Here is a 26,321-nt window from a genome sequence, read left to right on the forward strand (position 1 = left end):
GTTCCCGCCACCCGGCCACCAGGCCACTGGGGCGCCGGCGGGTCAGGCCCCGGTCCGGGTCTGGTCGAAATGGCGCTGAGCCGCCAGCACCTCGGGCATCCGCGACTCCAGGAGATCGATCAGCACCGACAACTGCGCCACGGTGTCACGACCCAGGGGCGTCAGCCGGTACTCCACGTGCAAGCCGGCGGTGGGAAGACTCTCCCGATGGACGAACCCGTCGCGCTCGAGCGCCAGAAGCGTCTGGGCAAGCATCTTCTGACTGATCCCCTCGACCCGGCGCAACAGCGCGTTGAACCGCAACGGGCCGGTCTCCAATGCCCCCAGGGTCAGGGTTCCCCAGCGGCCCGTGACGTGTTCCAGGGTGGGACGCGAGGGACAGGAGCCCGAGAAGACGTCGTACTCCACCTCGTCCGTCTCCTGCTGTGTCATGACGCCATGGTACCTCCTAGAAAGTGGTTACCAGGAGGTTGCAGTATCTATTTGAAACTGCAAGTATCGCCGTCATCGGCCGCCGCCCGGGCGACCGACGACCCTGGGAGATGCACCATGCTCGATCGCCGATCCATGCTGCGAACCGGTGGAGCTGCCGCCTTCGGCGCCTTCGCGCTGACGGCCGTCGCCGGGGGGATGACCCCGGCCGAAGCCTCGGCCCTGCACCCTCAGGGCAACGGCCTCCTGCCGGACCCGGCCACCACGCCGGTGCCGAACCCGCCGTTCCCCGCTCACCTCACGCACACCGAGCGCAAGCACCTGGAGACCTTCGACGAGCTCGACTTCGAGGTCTTCACGCACGCGGATTGGAAGCGGCTGGGCCGCAGCCACGCCGAGAACGTTCGCGTGCACTGGCCCGACGGGCACTTCACCGACGGTATCGACAAGCACATCAGCGATCTGGCCGCGCTGTTCGTCTGGGGCCCGGACACGCGGATCCTGTCCCACCCGCTGCGCATCGCCAAGGGCGACATGACCTGTGTCACCGGCGTCATGCAGGGCACCTTCACCCGGCCGATGCCGGACGGGAGCGGCGGCTTCATCAAGCCGACCGGCAAGAAGTACGCCATCAACATGGCGACCGTCGGCCTGTGGAACCGCCACGGTGTGATGGACGAGGAGTTCCTGTTCTGGGACAACCAGTCCTTCTACCAGCAGATCGGCGTCTGATCACCGACGATCTCCACCGACGCGGCCGTCACCGGCAGGGCCATCCCGCCGTTGACGGCCGGGCGGGACACCGTCAGCGAGCGCTCGGCCCCCTGAACAGCTGGGCCGAAAGAGTGCCCGCGTCTCATTCCCTGCCCTGGCTGCGTCGACCTTGCACCGGTGAGCCTCCCGCGCGCTGATGCGCTCTTCCGGTTGCATCTGGTCGTCGGCGTGGCGCTGTCGATCGGGTGTGCCCTCATGCCTGCGGGCCTCGGCCACGACGCTCTGTACACCGTCATCAGTTTCGGGTGTGTGGCCATGCTGGCCGTGGGTATCCGGCGGCACCGGCCGACGGCAGCTCGCGGCTGGTGGCTGGTCACGGCTGGTGTCGGGGTGTGGGCCTGCGCCGACCTGGTGTGGGCGGTCTATACCTGGATCCTGCACATCTCGCCGTTCCCGTCACCGGCGGATGCTCTGTACCTCACCAGTTACGTCATCATCGCGGCAGGCTTCTGGAGCTTCGTGCGTTCCCGTAGCGGTGAGGGCGACCGTGAGGGTTTCACCGACGCGGCCATCTTCACCGTCGGGTCCGTGCTCCTCAGCTGGGTCGTGCTGATGCGCCCGGGGCTGGAGGCCGCCGGGGACTCGACCGTTGCCCGGGTGCTCGCCGCGGCCTACCCGATGGGTGATGTGCTGATGCTGGCGCTGCTCGTGCGCCTGCTGACCACCACCGGGGCGCGCAGCACGGCGTTCCGCTGGCTCGTGGCGGGCAACACGCTGCTGCTGGCGGCCGACTGCGCCTACCAGTACACGACCACGACCGGAACCTACTCCGGCGGGATCATCACGTTGCCCTGGCTCCTGGCCTACGTGAGCTTCGCGGCGGCGGCCCTGCACCCTTCGATGCGCCACCTCACCGACGGCGGTGATGAGGGGCAGGACGCCCACTTCACCCGTGGCCGGCTCATCGCTCTCACGGTGGCCAGTCTGGTGGCTCCCGGCACGCTCCTGCTGCAGTTGGCTCTGGGGCTGCACCTGGACGCCTGGGCGGTCGCGCTGTCTTCGGTCGTGCTGTTCCTGCTGGTCGTGTGGCGGATGTCCGGCCTGCTGCAACGCCTGGACGCCCAGGCGTCCGCGCTGGCCGACCTGGCGCGCACCGATGCCCTGACCGGACTGCCGAACCGACGCACGACCGACGCCGAGCTGGAGCGCATGCAGACCCGCGCCCGGGGCGAGGGCCTGCCGCTGTGCGTGGCGGTCCTGGACCTGGATCGCTTCAAGGCGTTCAATGACACGTTCGGCCATCAGGCCGGTGACCGGCTGCTCGTGGCCGCGGCCGCCGCCTGGCGGGAGACCGTCCAGACCGCGAGAGCCGGAGTGGGTGCCGGGCGCGCTGTGATGCTGGGGCGCTGGGGCGGTGAGGAATTCGTCCTGCTGCTCCTGGGCCACGATCTGTCGGCGGCCGTGACTCTGGCCGATGCGATGCGTCTGAGTACGCCTGCGGGACAGACTTTCTCCGCAGGCGTGGCGTGCTGGGACGGCCTGGAGTCGGCGGCGGAGGTGTTCTCCCGGGCCGATGCGGCTCTCTACGCGGCCAAGTCCTCGGGGCGCAACCAGATTCACCCTGCCGACCCGATCGCCGCACCGGACTCGAGCGCCGCACCGATCCTGGTCGCCGAAGACCGGTCGGCCCCCGGACCGGCCGGCCCCTGATGAACCGGCTCGTGCAGCGCCTACCGGAACCGGCAGGCGCTGCACGTTTTCGGGTTATTCCTGCTCGCTCAGCGCTTCAGGGTGAGCAGGCCCGGCCGGTAGGGCAACAGACCGTAGTCGCCGCCGGAACTCGGGGATCGGCCTTGGTACAGCAACTTCAGGTTGCAGGGGTCGACGGTCATGCTCTGGTCGGCACTGGCGCGGATCAGCTCGCCGTGGCTGATGTCGTTGGTCCAGGTGGCACCGCTGTTGGCCTTGCCGGCGAACGGATTGCTCTCGGTGGCTGCCTGCGGCGTCCACGAGCCGTTCAGGCTCGTGGCGGTGAAGGACCGGAAGTAGCGGCCGTTGGAGCCGATCGCCTCCACGATCATCAGGTACTGGTTCTGACCCTGGACCTTGTACACCTGGGGTGCCTCGAACAGGTTGTTCGTGGTGTCGCTCATGACCACGGTCGAGTTGGTGCCGAAGGTCCCCGGGAAATTACCGATCGGCATGCTCGCCCGGTAGATCTTGCCGTTGTCGCCGGCGAAGAACAGGTACATGTTCGTACCGTCGCCGATGATCGTCTGGTCGATGGGCCCGGTGCCGGAGCCCGTGATGGTTCCCGAGAACAGCGGCTGCGCCGCGGACCAGCCGTTGGCGTTGGTGGGGTCACTGGAGGTGCGGTACGAGAAGGCTGTTCCGCCCCACTGGTAGGTGAGCACCCAGATGTTCTTGGGCGCGAAATAGAACAGCGTCGGTGCGACGGCCGACGACGTCATCGTGTTCTGGGTGGCCGAGGCCAGGTCGGACCAGTTGGTGACGGGGCTGAAATTCATCGACCCCCAGCTCGACCCGTTGTCGTGCGTCGTCGCGTAGACCAGGTTCTTGCCGTTGTACGGGACCGTGGTGAAGTCCTTGAGCGAGACCCAGCCCGACTTCGGGTTCGCGAGCGAGCCCGTCGACGACCAGCTGTACTTCGACGGCAGCGTGCAGGTGCCGGTCGACGTGGGCGTAGGCGTGGGGGTTGACGTGCCGACCGGGGCGAGTTGCCACTGCTGGTTACTGCCGTTCCAGTCGGTGTACTGGACAACAGCGGCGCCGTCGGTGGTGGCGCCGCCCTGCACCTCGAGCGCCTTGCCACTGTTGCGGTTGATCAGCTGGATGTAGCCGTCGATGTCCTGGACGCTGAACTGCTGGTGGGTGGCGTTGTTGTCGGTCCATTGGACGATGGCCCCGCCGTCGGCGGTGGAGGAGTTGGAGACGTCGAGCACCTTGCCCGACAGCTTCGACCGCAGCCGGTAGTAGCCGTTGCCCGAGTCGACGAACTGCCACTGCTGCTGCGACTGGTCGTTGCGGGCCCACTGAACGATCTTGGCCCCGTCGGTGGTGGCCAGGTTGTACACGTCGAGCGCCTTGCCACTGTTGCGGTTGACCAGGACGTACGAGGTGCTGGTGTCGATCGTGGCGGCGGACGCCGCGGAGACGGGCACAGCAGCCGCACCGTTCCCGCCCAGCATCACCGCCGCGACGAGCAGCGTCACCGCGGACAGCGCGACACCCCACCAGCGGTGCCGTCCCGTCCGCGGACCGGCCACCGGTGATCCTTCAGTCATCATGTGCTCCTCAGGGAGGTCATCGGGAAGACCGTCAGCTACCGGTGCAGGAGCTGATCTGCGGCCGGGCGGTGGTGTTTCCGTTGAAGGACGTGGTGAAACCGAACGCGGCCCCGGACCCGTTGGACTTCATGGTCATCACGTTCCCGCTGGCGTCCCAGGTCGCCGTGCCGTTCCAGGTGGACGTGATCTTCTGTGGCGCGGTCATGGTCACGACGACCGTCCAGGTGCTGGCTCCGCTGACCGTCACCGAGGTGTTGTACCGGTCTCCCCAGACCGTGCCGGGGGTCACCGTCGCGGTGCAGCCGGTCCCACCGTTCCCGCCGCCTCCGCCGCCTCCACCGCTTCCGGCGTTGAGAGCGTTCAGGACCGAGGTGTACGCGGCCTTCTTGTTGCCCGAGGAATCGAACAGCAGCGGGTTCTCACCGGTCCGCCACGAGTCGCTGTCGCGGATTCCCCACACCGTGATGCCGGTGCAGCGCGACACCGCCAGGCAGGCCTTGGTGACCGTGCCGTAGATGCTGGCCTGGTTGCCGCCCTGCGCGACATCGAGCTCAGTGATCTGGACGTCGACGCCGAGATCGGCGAAACGCTGCAGATTGGACTGGTAGTCGCCGGGTACGCCGGTGCCCAGGTGGGACTGGAAACCGACGCAGTCGATCGGGACACCGCGGGCCTTGAAGTCCTTGACCATGGTGTACACGGCCGTGCTCTTGGCGTTCACGCCGTCGGTGTTGTAGTCGTTGTAGCAGAGCTTGGCGCCCGGGTCGGCCGCCCGGGCGGCCCTGAACGCGGCCTCGATCCAGTCGTTGCCGGTCTGCTGCAGCGACGAGTTGCGCCGGGAGCCCTGACCGTCGTCGGCGAACGCCTCGTTGACCACGTCCCAGGCGTAGATCTTGCCCTTGTAGTGGGTGGCGACATTGGTGATGTGGTTGAGCATCGCCGAGCGCAGCGTGCTGCCCGAGAGCGACTGCGCCCAGCCCGGCATCTGCGAGTGCCAGGCCAGGGCGTGTCCGCGTACCTGCTGGCCGTTGCTCTGCGCCTGGCTGACGATCCGGTCACCGGAGGTGTAGTTGAAGGTGCCCCGGGACGGTTCGGTGGCGTCCCACTTCATCTCGTTCTCCGGGGTCACCGAGGTGAACTCGGTGCTCAGGATGCGGGTGTACGTGGTGTCGCTCAGCTTCGAGGCGGCGATGGCCGCACCGAAGTAGCGTCCGGTGGCGGTGGCGGAGGCGCCGAGCGTCGTGGCCGCCTCGGCCCGGTTGGCCGCCATCACGGTGCCGGTGGCGGCGACGGTGCTCGCCACGATCGCAGCGGTCAGTACGGCTGGTAGGTATCGACGTAGGCGACGGTGGGGGGATCGCGAACTTGTCATGATGAGCCTTTCCTGAGGTGTTGCCGGTCGGGAGCCGGATCTGGGCACCCGGGATCCAGGGGTGGGGTCGATGCGGTCGCCCGTGACGACCGGGCCGAGGGCGGCCAAGACGCAGCCAAGAGGCGGCCATGACGCGGCCGTGACGCCGCCGTGACGCCGCCGTGACGCTGAAGGGCGACCCGGTGGGCGTCGTCCAGGACGAGCTGCCCGGCGATGCCGTGGGCACGACATAAGAAGCCGTTGACGGCCCGGGAATGATGGGCCGGGTGGAGGCACAGCGAGGTACGACTGTCTCCTTCGTACAGTCCGGTCGCAGGGAATTCATGGGCCCGGTGACAAACCCGGCAGGACCTGCAGAATCGAGCTCGACCCGGGAGCCGGCGCAAAGTTTTCGGCGGTGATTCCGGCCCGCTATTGGATATTGCCAGAACATTTCAGCGGACTCAAGTTCCTATCCGAAACACATCATCCAGGGCGGTCAGATATCACCGGCATTATTCATAACCGCAGGTCAAGACAACGACAAGGAGACATCTCGCTCTCTCCAGCAGCACACGAGACGCACGACCCGGCGGGAGGCCGCCAGATAACAACTTTTCGGCAGAACATTCAACAATGATCACGGCATTCATGCGCAGTGATGGAAGATATGACGACGCATCGAAATATTTACGCCGCGAGGTAGGCCTTTATGAATGCGTTCGAAACGTCACGGCGAGGTACTATTGCGCGATCGCCAGGTAATTGACTGACCGGACAGAGGTAATGCACGGATGACGATGCTCGACGACGAGATGACGGCTCTGGTCGTGGCCGCGCAGCGCGGTGACCAGACCGCGCTCGATCGGCTGGTGACGCAGCACCTACCGCTGGTCTACGACATCGTGGGCCGGGCGATCGACCGCCGTGAGGACGCCGACGACGTGGTTCAGGAGACCATGTTGCGCGCGGTGCGCAAGCTACCCACGCTGCGTCGGCCGGCCAGTTTTCGTTCCTGGCTGACCGCGATCGCGATCCGGCAGGTCGGCACCCATCAGCAACGGCGGGCGACCACCCATGCCGGACTGGACGAGGCGGTGTCCTGGCCCGACCCGGCCGCCGATGTGGAAGGCATGACGGCGGTGCGCCTGGCCGTCTCCGCGCAGCGCCACCAGGTGGCGCAGGCCACCCGCTGGCTGGACCGGGGCGATCGCGCCGTGCTCGCGCTGTGGTGGCAGGAGGTGGCCGGCCGGATGAACCGGGCCGAGATCGCCGACGCGCTGCACCTGAGCGTGGCGCACAGCAATGTCCGCATTCAGCGGATGCGTGATGAACTCGACCTGGCCCGGGGCGTCACCGCCGCCTTGTCGGCCCGGCCCCGGTGTTCCCCGCTCAGCACCCTCACGGCAGCCTGGGACGGTACGCCGAACCCGTTGTGGCGCAAGCGCATCGCGCGGCACGTTCGCTCGTGTGCGGCTTGCTCCGCGGCGGCCGGAGAGCGGGTACCGGCCGAGCGTCTCCTGGCGAACGTGCCCGCCCTGGTGGTGCCGGCCGGATTCGCCCAGGCGACGCTGGCGAAAACCGTGGCCGCGAGCTCCACGGCGAGCGCGTCGGGCACCGCAACGGCCGCCGCCGTCACCCAGGCAGTCACCGCTCATCCTCTGGCCGGGGCGTTCGCCGCCATCACGGCGGCCGCGGTCGTGGTCGTGCCGTTCGTTCACTCTCCCGGAACCGAGCCCGCCCGGCCACGCCCGGTCGCCGTGCCGGCGGTCTCCTCGAGCGCCACGACACCGCCGGTGAGCACGACCTCCCGTCCGGCCCGCCCCACTCCTGCGCCCGCAACCACACCGGCGCCCACACGCTCCCGGACGGCTCTGGCGGGCACCACCGGACCCAGCACCTCGCCCATCTCGAACAGGGTCTATCTCGGTAGTCTTTCGCTCGAGTGGGTCGGCGGCGGATATCTTGCCTCGGACGAGGGCAGCGCCCCGGCCGCCGTGATCGGCCTGGACGAGAACAGTGGTGCGGCGAACCGGCGGCGGGCCACGTTCACGGCGACGGCCGGCCTGGCCGACGCCACGTGCTTCTCCTTCCGCACCCGTGACGGCCGCTACCTGCGCCATTACGAACTCCAGGAGTACACCAGCGTTCCGCAAGACACGGCGATCTTCCGCGGTGATGCCACGTACTGCCCGACACCGGGCCTGGACGCCAACTCCGTCATGTTCCGGTCGTTCAACTATCCCGACTTCTGTCTCCGCTGGACCGGAACCGAGCTCGGGATAGGATATTTCAAGGACACCAGCGCATTCCGCAGATCCAGTTCCTTCCGTGTCCGCCCTGCGCTGGAGTCGAGCTGACCGCTTTCTTCGACGTGGACGAGGCAGCGCTCAGGAGGGAAGGCCGAGCCGCACGGCTTCCAGCCGCTGCGCGAAGGCAGCGCCCGTCATCGGGCGCGCGTAGTGATACCCCTGGCCGAATTCGCATCCCATGCCCCTCAGACAAGTTGCTTGTTCGGCGGTCTCGATACCTTCGGCCACCACGCGCAAGCTGAACGCTTCAGCCAGATGAACCAGGGCTTCGGTCACGGCCCAGGCATCGGCATCGGTGTCGATGCCGGCGACGAAGGAGCGGTCTATCTTCAGGACGGTGACGGGCAGACTGCGCAGGTAACTGAGCGCCGCGTAGCCGGTGCCGAAGTCGTCGATCGCGATGCCCACGCCCCGGCTGCGCAGGGCGGCCATGCGTGCCACGGTCGCCTCGTCCGGTTCCAGGACGACGCTCTCCGTCAGCTCCAGCACCAGATGATCGGCAGGGAAACCGGTCTCGGCCAGGATGTCGGCAATGGTGCTCTCCAGGTCCGCACGGGTGACCTGGCGGACCGACAGGTTGACGCTCAGCGTCAGGTGCTGGGCCTGTGGGTAGGTCTGCCGCCAGAGGGCCGCCTGCCGGCAGGCCTCCCGCAGCACCCATTCCCCGATCGGGACCACCGCGCCGGTCTCCTCGGCCAGTTCGATGAAGGCACCGGGCATCAGTAGTCCACGCGTGGGATGGTTCCAGCGCACCAGCGCCTCGACCCCGACCTCGTGCCCGTCGGTCAGCCTGACCACCGGCTGGAAGTGCACGACCATCTCATCGTTGGCCACGGCCCGGCGCAGTTCGGCGTCCTGGGCCCGGGGGTCGAGTTCCGGGGTGTAGAGGCAGAACGTGCCCCGCCCGGTGCGCTTGGCCACGTACATCGCCACATCCGCGTGGGCCAGCAGTCGTTCGGGCTGGCTGACCGTGCTCTCGTCGTGGATGGCGACACCGATGCTGGCTTCGACGTTCAACAACAGATCACCGAAGATCACGGGTGTGCTGAAGGCCTCCACCAGTCGTCGGGCGACCGCCTCGGCAGCTTCGCGGCCGGGCAGATCCGGCAGGACGACGGCGAACTCGTCACCACCCAGTCGCCCGGCGGTGTCCCCGGAACGGATCACGCTACGCATCGAGGTCGCGACCGCCTTCAGCACGGCGTCACCGGCCTCGTGCCCGTAGGTGTCGTTGATCGGTTTGAAATGATCCAGATCGATCAGCAGGACCGCCTTGCACCGTCCGTCGTGCGCAGGCTGGCGGGTCATCTCGGCGACGCGCTCGTTGATCCGGGCGCGGCTGGACAGCCCGGTCAAGGAGTCGGTGACGGCCATCCGGTGACTTTCCCGCTGGACGATCACCTGCCGAACGATCACCAGGCCGGTCAGAACCATCGCCCCGAGGATCATTCCTCCCAGCGCGTAGAGCGATTCACGTCGGGCAACGAAAACCAGCATGCCGTAGGCCAGAGCGATGGCCACGTAGGGCAACCACCCGAAACTAGGATAGGTACGGCGTGCGGAACCGCGAAGATCGTCGTGCTGCAGTCGATGATGGGCAGACAGCAGAACCAAGAAGTCTGCCGTCACCCACAGCAGGAAGGGCCAACTACCGGGTGCATACACCACGTCGAACTGCACGATGGCCATGATGTAGGTGGTGTCGGTGACGACCTTGAGCAGGATACTCGCGGCCAGCAGCCTGAGCACCAGGCCGAGGTTCGGGCGGCACAGCACCAGGGTGGCCAGCGCGAAGAGCAGCAGCAGGTCCAGGACGGGCACGGTCGCCGCGAACGCGATGGCTTCGAAGTCCGCTCCCGGTGTTTGCAGCAGCGGAGCGATCTCGAGGTACCACAGGGCTGTACAGGCACCCGCCACCACGATCAGTGAGTCGATCAGCAGCTTGCGGCGTTCGGCCCGGCTCCGGACCGCGGTGGGCAAGAGCATCACTCCGGCCACCATGGCCGGGATCGGTGCCGCGTACAGGTAGTCGGCCACGGCGGGAAAGGGCGCCGACCCGGGTGTCAGAGCCTGGGCCAAGGACACGACGTGGGCGCTCAGGCCCACGACGAACGCCATCCCCAGGAGCACCCAACTGCGGCGTTCCCCGGCCTCCAGATCATCCCGGAGGATCAGCCGCCCGCCCAGCACCACCGTCAGCACGGCCATCGGCAGGCGCGTCAACTCACTGAAAGCTTGTGCCTGGGAGGGATGAACCCAATCGGTGCCGCTCTGGATCAAGAATGCGAGCAGAACGATCCCGAAGGTACCGACCAGGACGATCGGCACGCGAGGAGATCGCCGTTTCGCTCGGACCATACTCTCGGGATCGGCGGCGAAAGAGTGAAGGTTGAGCCGGTCCGGCCGTTGGTCACAGCGCGTTCAGGGCGCCGGTCAGCCGCTCGACGGTTTCACCGGCCAGTTTCTCGAAGATCACCTTGGCCAGGGGCGAGGCGACCTTGGCCATCCCGTTGAAGATGACCTCATTGGTGTAGGTGATGGACGATCCGGTGCCCTCGGGTGCCACCTCGATGGTTTCGGTGGACGTGGCGGTGTCGTTGCGCCCGACATGGACCACGCGGGTGGGAGAGAGGTGTTCCAGGGTGTAGAGCAGTTCCGTGGAGATCCCGGCGATCTTCGAGGTGTTGCGCCACTGCGAACCCACCTGCACCGGGCCGGCATCCACCCGGACACAGCGAACGGTGCCCGGGTCCCACTCCTGGGCGTGGCCGAAGTCGGCCAGATACGCCACCACCACGTCCGGAGCGGGCTCGACCGAGAACGTGCGGGACACCACAGCCATGGCTGGCCTTCCGATCGACGTGTGGACGAGGGACCGGCGCCCGAAGAACCGATGACCCGAGGGTGTGCCCAGCATGCCGCGCCCCGGCGAAAACGCATCCGGGCCCGGCCCACCCTCATGATGACGGCAAATTATGCAGCGATTAAGGCACTTTGTCCGTCTCGCGCAGAAGCTTGAAACATCCCGTACGCCATCGAAAGGCTCATGTCTTCATGCCGTTCAAGCGCAAGCTCACCGTCCTGGCCTCCACCGCGCTGCTCACCCCGGCCGCGCTCGCTGGCGCGATCGCCCCGGCCTCGGCCGCAACCGGCCAGGCGGCGGCCGATTCCTGCGCCGACTACCCCTATGCCGTGGCAGGCGAGTTCCGCGAGGGCTGGGCCCGGGAATCCACGCCCTACAACTACCTCGTGCCGCAGGAAGGCGCCTACACCGCCTGCCTCGACGGGCCGGCGGACGCCAACTTCGACCTCGAAGTCCTGCAGTGGAACACCGCAGCGGGCGGCTACCAGTTGATCGCCGCGTCCCGCAACGCCGACTCGACCGAGCGCGTGACCTGGGACTCCCCCGCGAACTCCACCCAGTACCGGCTCCGCGTGGTCGCGACCAGCGGCTACGGCACCTACACCGTGGGCGTCCGGTTCCCCGGCGAGGCCTGAGCCCGGCCGGAGCTGATGGGCCCGCGCCGGCCCGGTCGTGGGCCCATCAGCCCTGGGTCGACCCAGCGGGATGGGGCACCGCGTTCACGACCGGCCCCTGCACTGTCAGATCTGTTCGAACAGTTGACGTTTGCGGGCCTCGAACTCGGCGTCGCCGACGTCTCCGGCCTGATGCCGGGCCCGCAGTTCCGCGAGTGCGGTCAGCGGGTCGACGGCCGGCCCGGCCTCGGTGGGTGCGCGCAGGGTGTTCTCGGCGAAGGTCTCGGCCTGGGTGCCCAGGATCTGATCGACGACCAGGTCCCCGGACCCCGTGGTGAGGATGAGGCTGCCCAGTCCCCGGTGCGTCTGACCCCGGGCGTCCACGACGTCGGCGCGGTGGATGATCAGTGCTGCGCGGGGATCGGCGCCCTCGGCCGTGAAGAGGATGCGGCGGCTGGTCAGGGCCATCAGCCCGCTCACCTTGCCCCGGCGCCCTTCGAGCAGTTGCTGGACGATCTCGTCCGGTTCCAGCAGTCCGGCGAGGATCGCCAGCTCGCCATCGACGGGACGCCCGAAGGCGGCCTGGTCGGCGGCCTCGGCCAGGTCTTCGCGCACCTGGGCGGCCCGTAGCTGTTCGCCCACGGGAGTACGTCGCAGCCAGGTGAAGATTCCGCCGTCCATCCCGACATTCTCTCAGGCTGTTCGACGGACTCGAACGGGCCAACGGACAGCCTTCACGGCTCGGGCGGCGTCATCCTCGGGAAGGCCGGGGGCTCGCCCGTCAGGGCGTCCATGACCTCGCTCGCAGCCGCCGCGAAGGTCTCCCCACCGAAGACCGCCCCTTCGACCCCTCGCGCCCGCAGGCCGGCGAGCTCGAAGACGCTCATGGCCATCCGGGCGGTCATGGCGCAGTAAATGTCATCGGCCGGGCGCCGCAGGCGCTCGCCGATGGCCTGTTCCAGCCGGAGGCGCTCTCGTGTGGACTCCTCCCGCAGGCGCGAGCGCAGGGCGGGCGAGGCATCGACCAGCTGACTGACCTGCCGCAGTCGCTGCGGGTTTCCGCGGGGCGCCCGCAGGATCGCCATGACGGCGTGCCCGAGGGCTACGTCGATGGGCTCGTCGACGGGGCGGGCGGCGAGTTCTGCCGCCATCTGCCCGTTGAGGGCCACCGGGGTCAGGACCAGAAGGTCTTTCGTCGGGAAGTAGCGGTAGAGCGTCGAGATCGACACTCCGGCCCGCTCGGCCACCTGATCGAGCCTGGCCTCCTCGTATCCCTGCTCGGTGAACAGGGCGATGGCGGCGTCGAGGATCAGCTCCCGCGTCCGTTCGGCATTGAGCTCACGCAGTCCCACGAGGCGGACCATAGCACCGACGTTCTTTTTGAAGTTCCACTTCATCTTCGAGTACGGTTTCAAATTCGAGACGAACTTCATGATGGACGACGAGAGGTCCCGCCATGGCATGGCACCTGTTCAGACTCGGCCGATGGGCCTTCGTGCACCGACGACTGGTCACGGCCACCTGGCTGGCGATCTTCGCCGCCACCATCGCCGGGATGCTCACCCTCGCGGGTGAGACCAGCGACGCCTTCGAACTCGACGGCCTGGAGTCCACGCAGGCCTTCGAACTGATCGAGGCCCGCACCCCGAACGTGAACCCGGAGGCCGCCGGGGCGCAGATCGTGTTCCAGGCCCCGGCCGGTCAGCGCCTGGACACCCAGGCCGGCCGGGCCGCGGTCACCGACGCGCTGGCGGCGGTACGCACCGACCACGTCGATTCGGCCACGAACCCGTTCACGACCGGCACGGTCTCCCCGGACGGCACCGTGGCCTACGCCGCCGTCGACTACACCGTGTCCGCCCTCGAGCTGACCGAGACCGACCGGCAGGCTCTGGCCCGGGCGAAGGACATCGCCGGCCAGGCCGGGCTGCAGGCCTACGTCGGCGGTGATGCGGCCGAGGAGTCCAGCGAGCCCCCGCTGGGTGAACTGATCGGTGTGGGAGTCGCCTTCGTCGTCCTGACCATCACCTTCGGCTCGCTCGTCGCGGCCGGGATGCCCCTGCTGACCGCCGTCATCGGGGTCGGGATCGGCGTCACCGCGATCGGGACGCTCAGCGGTTTCGTCGAGCTCGGCTCCACCACCCCGGCCCTGGGGGTGATGCTGGGCCTGGCCGTGGGCATCGACTACGCGCTCTTCATCATGTCCCGCTACCAGCACGAGGTCCGGCAGGGACACGACCTGCCCGAGGCGGCCGGACGGGCCGTGGGCACCGCGGGATCGGCGGTCATCTTCGCCGGTGCCACCGTCGTCATCGCGCTGGCCGGCCTGTCGGTCTGCGGGATCGGCTTCCTCACCCAGCTCGGCCTGGCCGGTGCCGGGATGGTGGCCCTGTCGGTGCTCATCGCCCTGACACTGCTGCCCGCCCTGCTGGGCTTCGCCGGGCAGCGGGTCACGGCCGGGCGGCTGCGGTTCCTGAAGTCGCGCGACCCCGAGGGTGACACCGAGCGCACCAACGGCCTGCGCTGGGTCGAGGCCGTCGCGCGCCGGCGCTGGCCGGTCCTGGTCGCCGGTGTGGCTGCGGCTGCCGTCATCGCGGTGCCGGTGTTCTCGATGCAGCTGGCACTGCCGGGCCCGGCCACCGACCCGGCCGGATCGGACACCCGGGTCGCCTACGACCTGATCTCCGAGAACTTCGGCGAGGGTGTCAACGGCCCGCTCGTGGTCGTCGTGGACACCGAGAAAGCAGCCGACCCGGTGGGCGCCGTCCAGACCGCCGTCACCCAGCTGAACTCGATCGGCACGGGGGTCGCCTCGGTCGTCTCCCCGCTGGCCGGTACCGGGAAGAAGGCCCGCGCAGCGCTGGCCCAGCAGCTGGATGCCGTGGGCTTCGCGGCCGTGACTGTGATCCCCGCCAGTGGCCCCACCGACGCCGCGACCAAGGACCTGGTCACCACCATCCGGGCCGCCCTGGCCGGCCTTCCCGCCGAGACCGGGGCCCGCGCCCTGGTGACCGGGCAGACCGCGGTGGGCGTCGACATCGCCGACGAGCTGAACCGGGTGTTCCCCCTCTACCTCGCCGTCGTCGTCGGCCTGGCCTTCATCCTGCTGGTCCTGGTGTTCCGCTCCATCCTGGTCCCCCTCAAGGCCGCGGTGGGATTCCTTCTCTCCGTGGGTGTCTCGCTCGGGGCGACAGTCGCGGTCTTCCAGTGGGGCTGGCTCGGTGAGCTGCTCGGCCTGGACACCACCTCACCGGTGCTGTTCCTGCTGCCGCTGCTGCTGACGGGCATCCTGTTCGGCCTGGCCATGGACTACGAGGTCTTCCTGGTCACCCGTATGCGTGAGGCCTATGTGCACGGCGCCGACGCACACCAGGCCGTGGTCGAGGGATTCCGTCACAGCGCCCGCGTGGTCACCGCCGCGGCCGTCATCATGATCGGCGTCTTCGCCGGGTTCTCGCTCGTCGACGACTTCACCCTGAAGACGATCGGATTCGCCCTGGCGGTCGGGGTCCTGGCCGACGCGTTCCTGGTCCGCATGACCATCGTCCCGGCCGTCATGTTCATCATCGGCCGGCGCATCTGGTGGATCCCCCGCCGGCTCGACCAGATCCTGCCCGATCTCGACATCGAGGGCGAGAGCCTGATGCGGCGCCAGGAAGCGGCGGACTCCGCCGCGGACCTCGAGGAACCCGTCACCCAGCATTGACAGCGCTGACAGCGCTGACAGCGCTGACAGCACTGACCACTGCGGCATCGGGCCGGGAAGCGGCAGCGCCGCCCTTCCCGCGCCGGTGCCGGCAGCAGCGACGATCTCTGCGCACCACAATTAACATGTACGCAATACAAGAGCCGCAAGTACGTCACCTGGACGACGTTCTCTGTGCCCATGGCGTCATTTGATTCAAAAAACGCAGAGCAAGCATGACCACGACCATCGAACGGATCCAGAGTCCTTCGGCCCGGCCACCGGCCCCCTCGCGTGAGTCACCGCAGCGCTCCGGCCGCCCCGGCCGCGCTGCAGACACGGCCCTCCGCACGCTGGCGCCCGCCGCCGCCCTGGCCGTACTCGTCCTGGTGTGGCACCTGGCCGCCGGCCGCGAGAGCATGTCCGCCGCCGTGCTGCCCTCCCCGGCGCGCGTGATCACGGCCGGGTGGGACGATCGGGTGGCCCTCCTCGACGCCACCGGCGCCACCTTGCGGATCACCCTGCTGGGCCTGGCCGGTGCCGTACTGATCGCCCTGCTCACCGCCACCGTGCTCAGCTTCGTGGCACCGCTGCGGCTGATGCTCCTGCCCCTGCTCATCGGCGCCCAGTCGGTTCCGATCATCGTTCTGGCACCGCTGTTCGTCATCTGGTTCGGGTTCGACAGCGGGCCGAAGATCGCGATCGTGGCCATCGTCAGCATGCTCCCGATGACCATCTCGACCCTGCAGGGCCTGCTGGCCGCCGACCCGGAGGCGATCGCCCTGCTGCGCTCCATGGGCGCCTCCCGCTGGAAGATCTATCTACGCCTGCGGGTCCCGACGGCCCTGCCGCACTTCATCACCGGCCTGCGGATCATGTCGAGCTTCATCGTCGTCTCGGCCATCTTCAGCGAATACGTCGGCGCCCGAACCGGTCTGGGAATCTACATGCAGACCCAGAAAAACGTGTTCCGGACCGACCTGGTCTTCGCCGCCGTCATCGTCAGCATCGCCATCGGGCTGACCCTCTTCGCCCTCACCTATCTACTCGAGGCACTCGCCATGCCCTGGGAACGTCGCCGGAAGGCGGCCCAGCGATGAACACTCCCCTGCTCACGGTCGAATCACTGGCCAAGTCGTTCTCCTCGCCCCGCGGCCAGGTGACGCCCGTCATCCACGACATCAGCCTGAAACTGGCCGAGAACGAGTTCGTCTCGGTCATCGGGCCGAGCGGATCGGGCAAGTCGACCCTCTTCAACCTGCTCGCCGAGCAGACCGAACCGACCGGCGGCCGGGTCACCTTCCACGGCGAACGCCGTCCCGGGGAGCCCTTCTCGGCGTACATGCCGCAGCGGGATCTGCTCTTCCCCTGGCTGAGCGTGCAGGACAACGCCGGCCTCGGGCTGGTTCTGCAGGGGCTGTCGAAGAAGGCCGCCCGCCGGCAGGTTGCTTCCCTGCTGCCGACCTTCCGCCTCGACGGACGCGCCGGCGCCTACCCGTTCGAGTTGTCCGGAGGGATGCGCCAGCGGGTAGCTCTGCTGCGCACCGTGGTGCAGGGCCGGCCGGTGCTGCTGCTGGACGAGCCGTTCGGTGCCCTGGACTACCTGACCCGTACCGAACTGCAGCTGTGGCTGGCACAACTGTGCGTGGACGACGGTCTGTCGGTCGTCCTGATCACCCACGACGTGCCCGAGGCGCTGTTCCTGTCCGACCGGGTGTACGTGCTGTCGGACCGCCCGGCCACCGTTCGCCTGGTGCTGGAGCAGGACGCGCCGCGTCCGCGCACCCTGGACTTCCTCGAGACCGCCGAGTTCCGGCACAACGAGCGCCTGCTGCTGGACGAGCTCACCGCCGGCGCCGGCCACCTCACCTGACGTCATTCCAGATCGGATCAGATCGGAGCACCACCCGCATGAGCATCATCCTCGGCGCCTTCCAGACGATGAACCCGAACGGCACGGTCGGGGTCAGCTGGCGTCATCCCGAGAACACGTCGCTGGGATTTCTCACCCTCGACTACTGGACCCGGCTGGCCCGCCAGCTGGAGGAGGGGCACTTCGACTTCCTCTTCTTCGCCGACAGTTACGGCTACCCGACGACCCCGGACGGCCAGACCATCGACCAGGCCCTGGTCGACGCCACCAACCTGCCGCTGGCCGATCCGATCACCGTGGTGTCGGCGCTGGCCGCCGCGACCACGCGGCTGGGACTGGTCGTGACCTCCTCCACCCAGGTCGAACGCCCGCCCGCGGTGGCCCGCCGGTACGGGACCCTGGATCATCTGACCGGCGGCCGGATCGGCTGGAACGTCGTGACCGGAGCGGCCCAGGCCTCATCGGCGGCCCTGTTCGGCGAGGAGATGGTGCTGCACGACCGCCGGTACGCCCAGGCCGAGGACCACATCAGCATCTGTCTCAAGCTGTGGGAAGGATCCTGGGCCGATGACGCCCTGGTGGCTGACAAGGAGTCCGGCGTCTACGCCCGGCCCGAGCGGGTGCGCCAGATCGAGCACAAGGGCGAGTTCCTCAGTGCGAAGGGAACGTACGGCCTGCCGCCGGGTCCGCAGCGCAGCCCGCTGATCCTGCAGGCCGGGGCCTCCCGGGCCGGGCGGGACTTCGCCGCCACCTACGCCGAGATGGTGTTCATCGGTGGCGGCGACACCGAGGAGATCAAGGCCCAGATCGCCGACATCCGCGAGCGCGCGGTGCGAGGGGGCCGGGGTGCACAGGCGATCAAGTTCGTCGCCGGGGCACACTTCATCGTCGGTGCCGATGCGGCCGAGGCCGCCGGGAAGCGCGCCCAGATGTTGGAGTTCGCCACGCTGGAGAACGCGGCGACCACGTACGCCTGGCTGACCGGGATCGACCTCACCGGCCTGCCGCAGGACGAGCCGCTGCCCGATCTGCACACCGAGATGGGGCAGAGCGCTCTGGACCGTTTTCTCAACCCGGCGACCGGACTGCGCAGGACACCGCGCGAGATCCTCACCGAGTTTCGCGACAACGGCCTGAACGGAACTGTTTTCATCGGTGACGCCACGGCCGTGGCCGATCAGGTGGAGGCATTCCTGGAGTACACCGGGGCGGACGGCTTCCTGGTTCAGCCGCACATCACGCCCGGCACCTACGACGACTTCATCGGCCACCTGGTTCCGGAGCTGGTGCGCCGGGGACTGGTGGACGAGGCCAAGGGCGGCGGCACGCTGCGCTCCCGGGTGTTCCCCGAGCACGGTGACCATCTGCCGGAGCACCACGTGGGGGCCTCCTTCCGGGTTCCCCGGGAAGCGTGATGAGTCTTCCCCTGCAGCCGTACACCGGTGATGTCGGCCGGCTCAAGGAGGTCTTCGCCGAGTATCCGTCCGGGGTGGCCGCGATCGGCGCGCGGATCGAGGGTGAGGAAATCCTCATGATCGCCTCCTCCTTCACCGTCGGGGTCAGCTACGTCCCGCCGCTGTGCTCGGTCGCGATCCAGAAGTCGTCGCAGACCTGGCCCCGGCTGCGGTCGGCCCCGCGGATCGGGGTGTCGGCCCTGGGTGCCGGGCACGCCGCGTCCGTCGGTCAGCTGGCCTCGCGCCGGCGGGCCGGGCGGGCGGCCGGTCTCGGGATCCTCAGCACCGCCGGCGGCGCCGTTCTCCTGGACGGCGCCGCGACCTGGCTGGAGTGCCGGGTCGCGGGACAGCACGAGGCCGGTGATCACGTCATCGTGCTGCTGGAGGTCGTCTCGACCGGTGCCCCCACCGGCGCACCACCTCTCGTGCTGCACCGTGGGCGCATGCATCAGCCGGTCCTGATGGATCTGTGAGAGCCGGGTCCGGCACCGTGCTGATCTCCCCGGACGTGGGCCCGGTAGGGTTCACGATCGTGAAGGGCGACGTCCCGGGGCTGGACGCCACGGATCAGCAGATCGTCGCACTCCTGATCGCGGACGCCCGGATCTCCACCCGGGCTCTCGCGCAGGCTATCGGTCTGCCCGAGTCCACCGCCCGGGCGCGGCTGCGGGGTCTCATCGACAAGGATCTCGTCGGCCCGACCATCGTCGTTCACCCCTCGGTCGAGGATCACCGGTTCGTCTACGTGACGCGCCTGACCCTGGCTGAGGGGATGGTCGGCCTGCCGGATCATCCGGCCCTGGCGGACGCTCCCTGGGTGGCGCGGGTCGCCACCGCGCCCACGTACTTCGTCCAGCGGGCGGCCCGGACCTTCGAGGAACTGGTGGCGGCGATCGACACCGTCTCCGAGATCGACGGGATCGCCTCGGCGTCCCACTCCCTGTTCCTGCGGCTGTTCGTCGGGGGCAACTGGGACGGTCAGGCTCCGACGCCTCAGGGGTGGGAGCTGAATTCGGACCGGGCGCTGGACGCGATCGACCGGGTCCTGATCCAGGGGCTGCGCCGGGACGGGCGGGCCAGTTACACCGCTCTGGCCGTGACGGTCGGGCTGACGGTCGTCGCCACCCGTAAACGGGTGCTCCGCCTGGTCGATGACCAGGCCATCCGCTTCGTCACCCGGGTCCGCACCCCCGTCGACGAGCAGACCGCCAATCTGGACCTCCAGGTCGCGCCCCGCGACCTCTCGTCCGTGATCCAGCGTCTGTGCTCACTGGATTGCGTCCGGTACGTGGCTGAGCAGACCGGTGGGCACAACATCGCGTGTCACGTGGTGGCCCCCTCGACCCCGGACCTGACCGCGGCCATCGGCCACATCGTGCAGGATCCGCAGATCATCGCCCACCAGGTCTTCCCGTTCGTGACGGTGCGGGACGAACTCAGCTGGGTTCCGGCCGACCCTGGCTGAGCCGGCGCCTCCACCGGGGAACCCTCCGCCCGAACACCACGGGGCAGACGTCGACGGGGGCCAGGCAGATGCCTGGCCCCCGTCGACGTCTGCGGGTTGCGGCCCGCTACCGGACAGCTGACTGCTGAGCATCCGGTGCGTCCGGTGCGTTCAGACGTGGCGCCCGGGGATCGTGCAGCAGGGCCTGGGCCTCTGCCCGCCAGCCGTTCAGCAGACCGGCCCGCAGGTGCTCCGGCAGCCAGGCAGCCTCCAGGGAGGCCATCGCGATCTGAGCGAGATCACGCCCCCCGTACCCGTAGGCCCGGGCCGCCAGCCGGTACTCGCTCGAGGAGTCGGTGAAGAACATGGCGCCGTCGTCCACGTTCAGGGTCACGTGAACGCCGGCCCGGCGCAGTTCCTCGAACGGGAACCCGGCGGCGGTGGGGAACCGGCCGGGCAGCATGATCAGGCAGCTCGTGATCGCCATCGTGACCGGGACACCGGCGCGGGCGACCGCGCGCTGTAGCTCGTCCTGCCCCTGCAACTCCCAGGCGTGGTCGATCCGGTCCAGATCGAGGTCCAGGGCGTCGATCACATCCTGCGGCTTGTTCGCATGACACGTGGTGCGTAGTCCTCGTTCCCGGGCGGCCGCGAACGCCGCGGCGAATTCGGGGAGCGGCCGGGAGGGGAACCCGTCGTTGCCGATCCCGAGCACCGGGACACCGCGTTCGCGGGCCCGATCGGCCTGCTCGACCGCCTCCAGGGCCTCGGACGGTGAACTGTTGCGGTCCATCGCCACGATCAGGCCACCGCTGAGCCCGACGCGTTCGCCCATCTGCGCGAACGCGTCCCCCGCAGCGTCGAGTACGGTGGCGAAAGGCACTGAGCTGCCCTCGAACTCCGCGCGGTTGACCGAGAGTTCCAGGTGCCGGCAGCCGTGGTCGACGCCACCCTCAAGGATTCTGAGGGTGGCCTCGGTGATCCGCTCGACACTGTTCAGGTGCCCGGCGAACCGGCGATGGTTGACGAAAAATCCTTCCACGTCGACGTAGTCGTGCGCCTGATCGGGACGGACCCCCGGTCCCGCCCCGAGCCGGGTGAACGAGGGCCGGACGGCACCGGCCAGATGACAGTGCAGCTCCGCCCGGGGCAGCCGCCGGGCGAGAAGATCCAGGACCAGGTCAGGATCCAGGGGACCTGTCTGTTCCGAGGTCCAGTCGTTGTCGTGCGGCTCCGGTCCCATCAGCCGAGGTAGTCGTTGGTGAACAGCCCGGCCACATCGAGCGACTTCAGGGGCTTGCCACTGTCGTCGACCAGCAGGCCCTTCTCGGCCATCCAGTCGGCGTTCGCCTGCCACATCTGGGCGGACTGGTTCCCGAACTTTCCTTCGGCCGGTGGGTAGAAGTCCTTGTTCTGCAGTTCACTGATGTAAGACGTCACCTGGTCGTCGACCGCACCGGGGAACTGCGCCGCCAGCGCCTTGTTCGCGGCCTCCGGGTCCTTGAGCGCGACCTCGTAGCCCTTCTGCACGGCCTGCACGAACTTCTCGGTGACCTCGGGGTTGTCCTTGACGAAGGAGTTGTTGCCGATCAGGAGCGTGGCGGCGGCATCCGGCACCCCGAAGTCGGTCGTGTCGAAACTGGAGATCTTCGTCCCCGCCTGCTTCATCGCGTAGAGGTCGCCCGGGTAGGACAGCGTCGTATCGACACGACCAGCGCTCAGCGCCTGATAGGCGGCGGCACTGAGAACCACCTCGTCCGCCTTCCCGCTGCCGCCGTCGCTCTCGATCATCTGGTTCACGACCGCCAGCTCGAACGGAGAACCGAAACCGCCGTACGTCTTTCCCGCCAGATCGGCCGGACGCGCCACCTTGCCGTCATCGAGAACCGTCAGCTGGTAGGGCGTGTGCTGGTACACCGCCATCAGTGACGTCAGCGGCATCCCCTTGGCCTGGGCGAGCAGGGCCGATCGGACGTCGACGGTGTTGCCGAACTGCGCCTGACCACTGGCCACCAGGCTGTCCGACGACGTCGATCCGAACGGCAGCAGCTCCACCTCGATACCGGCGTCCTTGAGCAGGCCGTCCTGCATCGCGTAGGCCAGACCGTTCAGATACGGATCGGGGAGGTAACTCAGCGCAAAGGTGATCTTCGTCGTGCCGCCGTCGGCACCCGTGGTCGTCCCGCTCCCCGAGCCACAGGCGGCCAGGACACCGGAGACCAGGGCCGCGAGGGTGAGTGCAGCTGCGCGACGCCCGCGCCGGCCTGCACTATTTGAAGTTCTGAAAATCATTGCTACATAAAACGCAGGACTTGTGTCGCTACGGGGTACCCCACGTTTCATATATGTAACCTGCCATTGGGCCCTTGACGCCCTGGGCGCATCGCCGGTTTTGTCCGGGCGCCAGTCCGCCCAGGGCAGGACCACTCGGTCCGCAGGCGAGAGGACACCCGATTCCGGCCACGGTCCGTCACACCGTTTCACCACCGCCCAGGAACGCGACCCACAAGATCGCCATGGCCGCTCTTTGCTCGGCGAGATGCTCCACCCGGGCCCCATAGTCCGGCACCCCGAGCAGGTCACGCGGTGCGACGCCCGCGCTCGAGCCGGACCACCACGTCGGCGGCCACGATGGATTCGTCGTCGTGCGTCACGCAGGCCACCGCCGCGCCGCGCGCGGCCTCGGCGGCGAGCATGGCCCGGGTACGGGCACGGCTGTCGGCATCGAGCCCGGCCGCCGGTTCGTCGAGCAGGAAAATCCTGGCCTGCCGGGCCATTCCCTGAGCCAGAAGAGCGCGCTGACGCTGGCCACCCGAGAGGGCGGACAACGGCCTGGTCGCCAGCTCGGCGAGCTGCACCCGCTCCAGGGCCTCCTCCACCTCCCGGCGTCGCCGACTGCGGGACATCCCGGTGTTCCAGGTGCCCATGGTCACCACGTCCCACACCGTCAGGGGCAGCGTGTCGGGTGCGGCCGGGCGCTGAACCACCAGCGCCACCCCCTGCGCCCGTTCGACCGTTCCCGATCGCGGGGTTCGCACCCCGGCCAGGATCTCGAGCAGCGTCGACTTACCCGCGCCGTTGGGGCCGGCCACGGCCGTCACGGTTCCCCAGTTCAGGTCCAGGTCGACGCCGTCAAGGACGGGGACGTCGTCGAAGGAGAAGTGGAGGCCGCGGGCCCGGACGGCGGTCGAGGTGAGCATGGCGTCACCTTATTCGATATTGAGAACGATTATCGTTTGCGTGTAGGGTTCTGGCCGTGCAGTGGTTGACGGAACCTTTCAGCGCGGGCTTTGTCCTGCGGGCCCTCCTCGGTGGAAGCCTGGTCGCAGTGATCTGCGGCGTGGTCGGCACCTGGGTGGTGATCCGCGGAATGGCCTTCCTCGGTGAGGCAATGGGCCACGGCATGCTGCCCGGCGTCGCCCTGGCGACCGTCATCGGGGCGCCGGTGATGCTCGGCGGCGCCCTCAGCGCAGTGACGATGAGCGCCCTGATCGGCGTGCTGCAACGCCGCGGCCGTCTGTCCTACGACACCAGCATCGGCCTGCTGTTCGTCGGCATGCTCTCGCTGGGCGTCATCATCGTGTCGCACTCGCGCACCTTCGCCACGGACGCGACGGCCATGCTGTTCGGCGACATCCTGGCCATCGACGACAGCGACCTCCTGATCCTGCTGGTCGTCACGGCCCTGGCCATCTCGATCGCGATCGCCTTCCACCGCAGCTTCGTCGCCGCCGCCTTCGACGTCCGCATCGCCCAGACCTTGGGACTGCGCCCCCATCTCGCGCACCTGGCACTGGTCGCCCTGGTCACGCTCGCCGTGGTCTCCTCGTTCCAGGCCGTCGGCAGCCTGCTGGTGGTCGGGCTCCTGCTCGCCCCCGCGGTCGCGGCCGGCCCGTGGACCCCGACGATCCCCGTCCGCATGCTCCTGGCCACCCTTTTCGGCGTCCTGGCCGTGGCCACCGGGCTGCTGTGCTCCTGGTACGCGGGCACCGCCGCCGGTGCGTCCATCGCCGCCTGCGCCATCGCGCTCGCGGCGATCTCCGGCCTCCTCGCCCCACTGAACCACCGCCTGGCCGCCGCCCAGCGCCGCGCGCCCGCCCTCGTCCTCCATTCCTGATCGGTCAAGCCTTGATGTACCACCGAAAACTCCTGTCCGTCCTCGGCCTCCTCGCGCTGGCCGGCTGCGCGGGCGGCCCCTCGGCCCCCAGCACCGACGAACCAGCCGGTGGCCACGGCGTTGTCGAAGGCGCCACCGAAGTTGCCGAACCGCAGCTGCATCTGGTCGCGATCGATGCGAAAGGACAATCCTCGATGCTGGATCTGCTGGACGGCACCGATACCGGCCTCGACACCGTCACTCCCCCGGACACCGTCTCGACCGACGGCCGCTACGTCTTCGCGGCCGATGACGCCGGGGTGAGCATCATCGACAGTGGCGTGTGGACCTGGGATCACGTGGATCACTTCCACTACTACCGATCACAGCCGCGGCCCCTGCCCCGGCTCGACGGTGAAGGGACCGCCACCATCTCGACGGGCCTGTTGTCCACCGCCGGCAGCACCGGCGTCTTCTTCCCCGGATCCGGGGAAGCGGTTCTGCTCGACAACCAGGCACTCTCGCAGGGAGAACTCGCCGAAACCCTCCGCCTGACGGTGAATCCACACGACGGTCTGATCGCACCGCTCGGCCGTGGCGCCCTGGTGAGCCGGACCGACCAGGGCGAAAAGGCCACACGGGTGGACGCGGTGGACGATGCGGGAACGACCGTCACCTCCCACACCTGCGAGGCTGCCTCCGGCACGATCACCACCCGTGTCGGACTGGTGGTCGGCTGCGCCGACGGGGCCGTGATCGCCACGCTCGACGGCGACACGCCGGTGCTCGAGCACATCCGATATCCCAGCGGCGCGGCGGCTCCCGCCGCCACGTTCCAGGCCCGGAAAGGACGCCCCACGGTCGCCGGGATCGGTGACGGTAGCGGCATCTGGCTCCTCGACACCCGCGAACGCAGCTGGCAGTGGCTGGAAACCATTACCCCCGTGGTAACAGCCACAGCAGTGGACGACGCGGGCGAGCATGTTGTGGCCGTGGGCACGGACGGCACGATCCAGGTGTACGACGCCGGTTCGGGCCATCAGATCGGCTCCACCAAGCCGCTTCTGGCCTCGACACTGGCCGACCCCGGGCTGTCCGGTTCGGTCGGCGTGACGGTCGACGGGCAGCGGGCCTATGTGAATGCTTCCGCCGATGGCGTGGTGTACGAGATCGACTACGCCGATGCGGCGCGCGTGGCCCGCACACTCGAACTTCCCACGCGGCCGGTGCACCTGATGGAGACCGGACGATGAAGCTGTACGTGCTCATGGCTCTCACCGGGCTACTGAGCCTGGCCGGATGTACGCAGTCCGGTGGAAGCGACGGACCCCAGGTCGTCGTCACGACGAACATCCTCGGCAATGTCGTGGAGGAGGTGCTCGGCGACCAGGCCCGGGTGACGACGCTGATGCAGCCGAACGCCGATCCTCACTCCTTCGAGATCTCCGCGCGGCAGGCGGCTTTGATGGACGACGCCGATCTGGTGGTCTCCAACGGGCTGGGTCTGGAGGAAGGGCTCCAGCAGCATCTGGACCGGGCTGCGAAGACCGGTGCGCCCATGCTGGTGGCCGGTGACGTGATCAACGTCGTCCCTTATGCCTCGGGTGATGCGGCAGGCACCCCCGACCCGCATTTCTGGACCGATCCCGCCGCCATGCTCGACGTCGTCGATGCTCTCGAGACCTCCACGGCCACCATCGACGGTATCGACACCGAACGGCTGGCGGCCCAGGCCGATGCCTACCGCCAGGAACTCACGCAGCTCGACACCGAGATGACCACAGTGTTCGCGGCGATCCCCGGGAGTCGGCGGTCCCTCGTCACCAATCATCACGTCTTCGGCTACCTGGCAAAGCGTTTCGGCTTCCGCGTGATCGGTGCGGTGATCCCCGGCGGCACCACCCTGGCCGCGCCCAGCGCCGCCGACCTCCGTGACCTCAGCACGGCGATCGATCAGGCCGGTGTCCCGACCATCTTCGCGGAATCCTCCCAGCCGGACCGGCTCGTTCAGGTCCTGGCCGGCGAGGCGGACATCGACGTCGACGTGGCCGAGCTGTTCACCGAATCCCTCACCGCACCCGGCGAAGGCGCCGGCACGTACCTCGAGATGATGCGCGCCAACACCGAGCGCATCGCCACCGGTCTCGGGCCCTAGATTCCCAGAGAAATGAGAAG

24 protein-coding genes are annotated in these 26,321 nt (G+C 68.5%); 13 read left to right on the top strand and 11 right to left on the bottom strand.

What is annotated here, in order from left to right; translation table 11 throughout:
• Positions 1–42: 42 nt before the first annotated feature.
• The gene (locus QSK05_RS15240; protein WP_285597851.1) at positions 43–432 is read right to left on the bottom strand and encodes a winged helix-turn-helix transcriptional regulator; all 390 of its coding nucleotides are present in this window, start codon (positions 430–432) and stop codon (positions 43–45) included.
• A gap of 117 nt (positions 433–549) precedes the next feature.
• Here QSK05_RS15240 and QSK05_RS15245 point away from each other — a divergent pair, with 117 nt between their 5' ends.
• Complete coding sequence (locus tag QSK05_RS15245; protein WP_285597852.1) at positions 550–1,164, top strand: ester cyclase; 615 nt, start codon at positions 550–552, stop codon at positions 1,162–1,164.
• Here QSK05_RS15245 and QSK05_RS15250 read toward each other — a convergent pair.
• Positions 1,143–1,292, bottom strand: a complete 150-nt coding sequence (locus tag QSK05_RS15250) for a hypothetical protein (protein WP_285597853.1) — start codon at positions 1,290–1,292, stop codon at positions 1,143–1,145. The two genes, QSK05_RS15245 and QSK05_RS15250, sit on opposite strands and share 22 nt — an antisense overlap.
• Positions 1,293–1,323: 31 nt before the next feature.
• Here QSK05_RS15250 and QSK05_RS15255 point away from each other — a divergent pair, with 31 nt between their 5' ends.
• Positions 1,324–2,856 (top strand): GGDEF domain-containing protein, encoded by a 1,533-nt coding sequence (locus QSK05_RS15255; RefSeq protein WP_285597854.1) that lies wholly within the window; start codon positions 1,324–1,326, stop codon positions 2,854–2,856.
• 68 nt (positions 2,857–2,924) lie between these two features.
• Here QSK05_RS15255 and QSK05_RS15260 read toward each other — a convergent pair whose 3' ends face one another.
• Together QSK05_RS15260 and QSK05_RS15265 are read right to left on the bottom strand one after the other, a co-directional pair.
• The gene (locus QSK05_RS15260) at positions 2,925–4,355 is read right to left on the bottom strand and encodes a non-reducing end alpha-L-arabinofuranosidase family hydrolase (RefSeq protein ID WP_352301409.1); all 1,431 of its coding nucleotides are present in this window, start codon (positions 4,353–4,355) and stop codon (positions 2,925–2,927) included.
• 130 nt (positions 4,356–4,485) lie between these two features.
• Positions 4,486–5,826, bottom strand: a complete 1,341-nt coding sequence (locus QSK05_RS15265) for a glycoside hydrolase family 10 protein (protein WP_502879758.1) — start codon at positions 5,824–5,826, stop codon at positions 4,486–4,488.
• Positions 5,827–6,599: 773 nt separating this feature from the next.
• On the opposite strand from QSK05_RS15265, the gene QSK05_RS15270 reads away from it, so the two are divergent.
• On the top strand, positions 6,600–8,165 hold the full coding sequence (locus QSK05_RS15270) for a sigma-70 family RNA polymerase sigma factor (RefSeq protein WP_285597857.1): 1,566 nt from the start codon (positions 6,600–6,602) through the stop codon (positions 8,163–8,165).
• A gap of 30 nt (positions 8,166–8,195) precedes the next feature.
• On the opposite strand, the gene QSK05_RS15275 is transcribed toward QSK05_RS15270, so the two are convergent.
• A complete protein-coding gene (locus tag QSK05_RS15275; protein WP_285597858.1) occupies positions 8,196–10,340 on the bottom strand; it encodes a putative bifunctional diguanylate cyclase/phosphodiesterase in 2,145 nt (714 codons plus the stop codon).
• Positions 10,341–10,527: 187 nt separating this feature from the next.
• Positions 10,528–10,959 carry an SRPBCC family protein gene (locus QSK05_RS15280; RefSeq protein ID WP_285597859.1) on the bottom strand — a complete coding sequence of 144 codons (432 nt, stop codon included), beginning with the start codon at positions 10,957–10,959 and terminating at the stop codon, positions 10,528–10,530.
• A 212-nt stretch (positions 10,960–11,171) separates the two neighbouring features.
• Between QSK05_RS15280 and QSK05_RS15285 the strand changes: the two genes are divergently transcribed.
• The gene (locus QSK05_RS15285) at positions 11,172–11,615 is read left to right on the top strand and encodes a hypothetical protein (protein ID WP_285597860.1); all 444 of its coding nucleotides are present in this window, start codon (positions 11,172–11,174) and stop codon (positions 11,613–11,615) included.
• 105 nt (positions 11,616–11,720) lie between these two features.
• Here QSK05_RS15285 and QSK05_RS15290 read toward each other — a convergent pair whose 3' ends face one another.
• Entirely contained in the window at positions 11,721–12,275 is a 555-nt protein-coding gene (locus tag QSK05_RS15290; RefSeq protein ID WP_285597861.1) for a hypothetical protein, read from the bottom strand.
• A 53-nt stretch (positions 12,276–12,328) separates the two neighbouring features.
• Positions 12,329–12,958, bottom strand: coding sequence for a TetR/AcrR family transcriptional regulator (locus QSK05_RS15295; protein WP_285597862.1), 630 nt, complete (start codon positions 12,956–12,958; stop codon positions 12,329–12,331).
• A gap of 92 nt (positions 12,959–13,050) precedes the next feature.
• Between QSK05_RS15295 and QSK05_RS15300 the strand changes: the two genes are divergently transcribed.
• The 6 genes from QSK05_RS15300 to QSK05_RS15325 all read left to right on the top strand — a co-directional run bounded on the left by QSK05_RS15300 (position 13,051) and on the right by QSK05_RS15325 (position 20,071).
• The gene (locus QSK05_RS15300) at positions 13,051–15,300 is read left to right on the top strand and encodes an MMPL family transporter (protein WP_285597863.1); all 2,250 of its coding nucleotides are present in this window, start codon (positions 13,051–13,053) and stop codon (positions 15,298–15,300) included.
• 215 nt (positions 15,301–15,515) lie between these two features.
• Entirely contained in the window at positions 15,516–16,379 is an 864-nt protein-coding gene (locus tag QSK05_RS15305; protein WP_285597864.1) for an ABC transporter permease, read from the top strand.
• The gene (locus QSK05_RS15310) at positions 16,376–17,152 is read left to right on the top strand and encodes an ABC transporter ATP-binding protein (protein WP_285597865.1); all 777 of its coding nucleotides are present in this window, start codon (positions 16,376–16,378) and stop codon (positions 17,150–17,152) included. Before QSK05_RS15305 ends, QSK05_RS15310 begins: the two co-directional genes overlap by 4 nt.
• A gap of 38 nt (positions 17,153–17,190) precedes the next feature.
• Positions 17,191–18,567 carry an NtaA/DmoA family FMN-dependent monooxygenase gene (locus QSK05_RS15315; RefSeq protein WP_285597866.1) on the top strand — a complete coding sequence of 459 codons (1,377 nt, stop codon included), beginning with the start codon at positions 17,191–17,193 and terminating at the stop codon, positions 18,565–18,567.
• Positions 18,567–19,079, top strand: coding sequence for a flavin reductase family protein (locus QSK05_RS15320; RefSeq protein WP_285597867.1), 513 nt, complete (start codon positions 18,567–18,569; stop codon positions 19,077–19,079). Before QSK05_RS15315 ends, QSK05_RS15320 begins: the two co-directional genes overlap by 1 nt.
• Positions 19,076–20,071 carry an Lrp/AsnC family transcriptional regulator gene (locus tag QSK05_RS15325; protein WP_285597868.1) on the top strand — a complete coding sequence of 332 codons (996 nt, stop codon included), beginning with the start codon at positions 19,076–19,078 and terminating at the stop codon, positions 20,069–20,071. The genes QSK05_RS15320 and QSK05_RS15325 overlap by 4 nt, the downstream gene beginning before the upstream one ends.
• Positions 20,072–20,177: 106 nt before the next feature.
• Here the strand turns inward: QSK05_RS15325 and QSK05_RS15330 are convergent, their stop codons facing one another.
• The 3 genes from QSK05_RS15330 to aztA all read right to left on the bottom strand — a co-directional run bounded on the left by QSK05_RS15330 (position 20,178) and on the right by aztA (position 23,250).
• Positions 20,178–21,293 (bottom strand): adenosine deaminase family protein, encoded by a 1,116-nt coding sequence (locus QSK05_RS15330; RefSeq protein WP_285597869.1) that lies wholly within the window; start codon positions 21,291–21,293, stop codon positions 20,178–20,180.
• On the bottom strand, positions 21,293–22,342 hold the full coding sequence (locus QSK05_RS15335) for an ABC transporter substrate-binding protein (RefSeq protein WP_285597870.1): 1,050 nt from the start codon (positions 22,340–22,342) through the stop codon (positions 21,293–21,295). Before QSK05_RS15335 ends, QSK05_RS15330 begins: the two co-directional genes overlap by 1 nt.
• A gap of 287 nt (positions 22,343–22,629) precedes the next feature.
• Positions 22,630–23,250 (bottom strand): zinc ABC transporter ATP-binding protein AztA, encoded by a 621-nt coding sequence (aztA, locus tag QSK05_RS15340; protein WP_285597871.1) that lies wholly within the window; start codon positions 23,248–23,250, stop codon positions 22,630–22,632.
• A gap of 56 nt (positions 23,251–23,306) precedes the next feature.
• On the opposite strand from aztA, the gene aztB reads away from it, so the two are divergent.
• From aztB to aztC, 3 genes are read left to right on the top strand one after another with little or no spacing between them, the layout of a single operon-like run.
• Positions 23,307–24,167, top strand: coding sequence for a zinc ABC transporter permease AztB (gene aztB, locus QSK05_RS15345; RefSeq protein WP_285597872.1), 861 nt, complete (start codon positions 23,307–23,309; stop codon positions 24,165–24,167).
• 14 nt (positions 24,168–24,181) lie between these two features.
• Entirely contained in the window at positions 24,182–25,399 is a 1,218-nt protein-coding gene (locus tag QSK05_RS15350; protein ID WP_285597873.1) for a hypothetical protein, read from the top strand.
• Positions 25,396–26,301 (top strand): zinc ABC transporter substrate-binding protein AztC, encoded by a 906-nt coding sequence (gene aztC, locus QSK05_RS15355; RefSeq protein WP_285597874.1) that lies wholly within the window; start codon positions 25,396–25,398, stop codon positions 26,299–26,301. The genes QSK05_RS15350 and aztC overlap by 4 nt, the downstream gene beginning before the upstream one ends.
• Positions 26,302–26,321 lie beyond the last annotated feature (20 nt).

It is taken from the genome of Kineosporia sp. NBRC 101731 (assembly GCF_030269305.1).
GTDB lineage: Bacteria > Actinomycetota > Actinomycetes > Actinomycetales > Kineosporiaceae > Kineosporia.

Excerpts from the sequence above, each read along its gene's own strand:
- QSK05_RS15240 (WP_285597851.1), bottom strand. The coding sequence starts at position 432 with ATGACACAGCAGGAGACGGACGAGGTGGAGTACGACGTCTTCTCGGGC.
- QSK05_RS15245 (WP_285597852.1), top strand. The coding sequence starts at position 550 with ATGCTCGATCGCCGATCCATGCTGCGAACCGGTGGAGCTGCCGCCTTC.
- QSK05_RS15250 (WP_285597853.1), bottom strand. The coding sequence starts at position 1,292 with ATGAGACGCGGGCACTCTTTCGGCCCAGCTGTTCAGGGGGCCGAGCGC.
- QSK05_RS15260 (WP_352301409.1), bottom strand. The coding sequence starts at position 4,355 with ATGCTGGGCGGGAACGGTGCGGCTGCTGTGCCCGTCTCCGCGGCGTCC.
- QSK05_RS15265 (WP_502879758.1), bottom strand. The coding sequence starts at position 5,826 with ATGACAAGTTCGCGATCCCCCCACCGTCGCCTACGTCGATACCTACCA.
- QSK05_RS15270 (WP_285597857.1), top strand. The coding sequence starts at position 6,600 with ATGACGATGCTCGACGACGAGATGACGGCTCTGGTCGTGGCCGCGCAG.
- QSK05_RS15280 (WP_285597859.1), bottom strand. The coding sequence starts at position 10,959 with ATGGCTGTGGTGTCCCGCACGTTCTCGGTCGAGCCCGCTCCGGACGTG.
- QSK05_RS15285 (WP_285597860.1), top strand. The coding sequence starts at position 11,172 with ATGCCGTTCAAGCGCAAGCTCACCGTCCTGGCCTCCACCGCGCTGCTC.
- QSK05_RS15290 (WP_285597861.1), bottom strand. The coding sequence starts at position 12,275 with ATGGACGGCGGAATCTTCACCTGGCTGCGACGTACTCCCGTGGGCGAA.
- QSK05_RS15295 (WP_285597862.1), bottom strand. The coding sequence starts at position 12,958 with ATGGTCCGCCTCGTGGGACTGCGTGAGCTCAATGCCGAACGGACGCGG.
- QSK05_RS15300 (WP_285597863.1), top strand. The coding sequence starts at position 13,051 with ATGGCATGGCACCTGTTCAGACTCGGCCGATGGGCCTTCGTGCACCGA.
- QSK05_RS15305 (WP_285597864.1), top strand. The coding sequence starts at position 15,516 with ATGACCACGACCATCGAACGGATCCAGAGTCCTTCGGCCCGGCCACCG.
- QSK05_RS15310 (WP_285597865.1), top strand. The coding sequence starts at position 16,376 with ATGAACACTCCCCTGCTCACGGTCGAATCACTGGCCAAGTCGTTCTCC.
- QSK05_RS15315 (WP_285597866.1), top strand. The coding sequence starts at position 17,191 with ATGAGCATCATCCTCGGCGCCTTCCAGACGATGAACCCGAACGGCACG.
- QSK05_RS15320 (WP_285597867.1), top strand. The coding sequence starts at position 18,567 with ATGAGTCTTCCCCTGCAGCCGTACACCGGTGATGTCGGCCGGCTCAAG.
- QSK05_RS15330 (WP_285597869.1), bottom strand. The coding sequence starts at position 21,293 with ATGGGACCGGAGCCGCACGACAACGACTGGACCTCGGAACAGACAGGT.
- QSK05_RS15335 (WP_285597870.1), bottom strand. The coding sequence starts at position 22,342 with ATGATTTTCAGAACTTCAAATAGTGCAGGCCGGCGCGGGCGTCGCGCA.
- aztA (WP_285597871.1), bottom strand. The coding sequence starts at position 23,250 with ATGCTCACCTCGACCGCCGTCCGGGCCCGCGGCCTCCACTTCTCCTTC.
- QSK05_RS15350 (WP_285597873.1), top strand. The coding sequence starts at position 24,182 with ATGTACCACCGAAAACTCCTGTCCGTCCTCGGCCTCCTCGCGCTGGCC.
- aztC (WP_285597874.1), top strand. The coding sequence starts at position 25,396 with ATGAAGCTGTACGTGCTCATGGCTCTCACCGGGCTACTGAGCCTGGCC.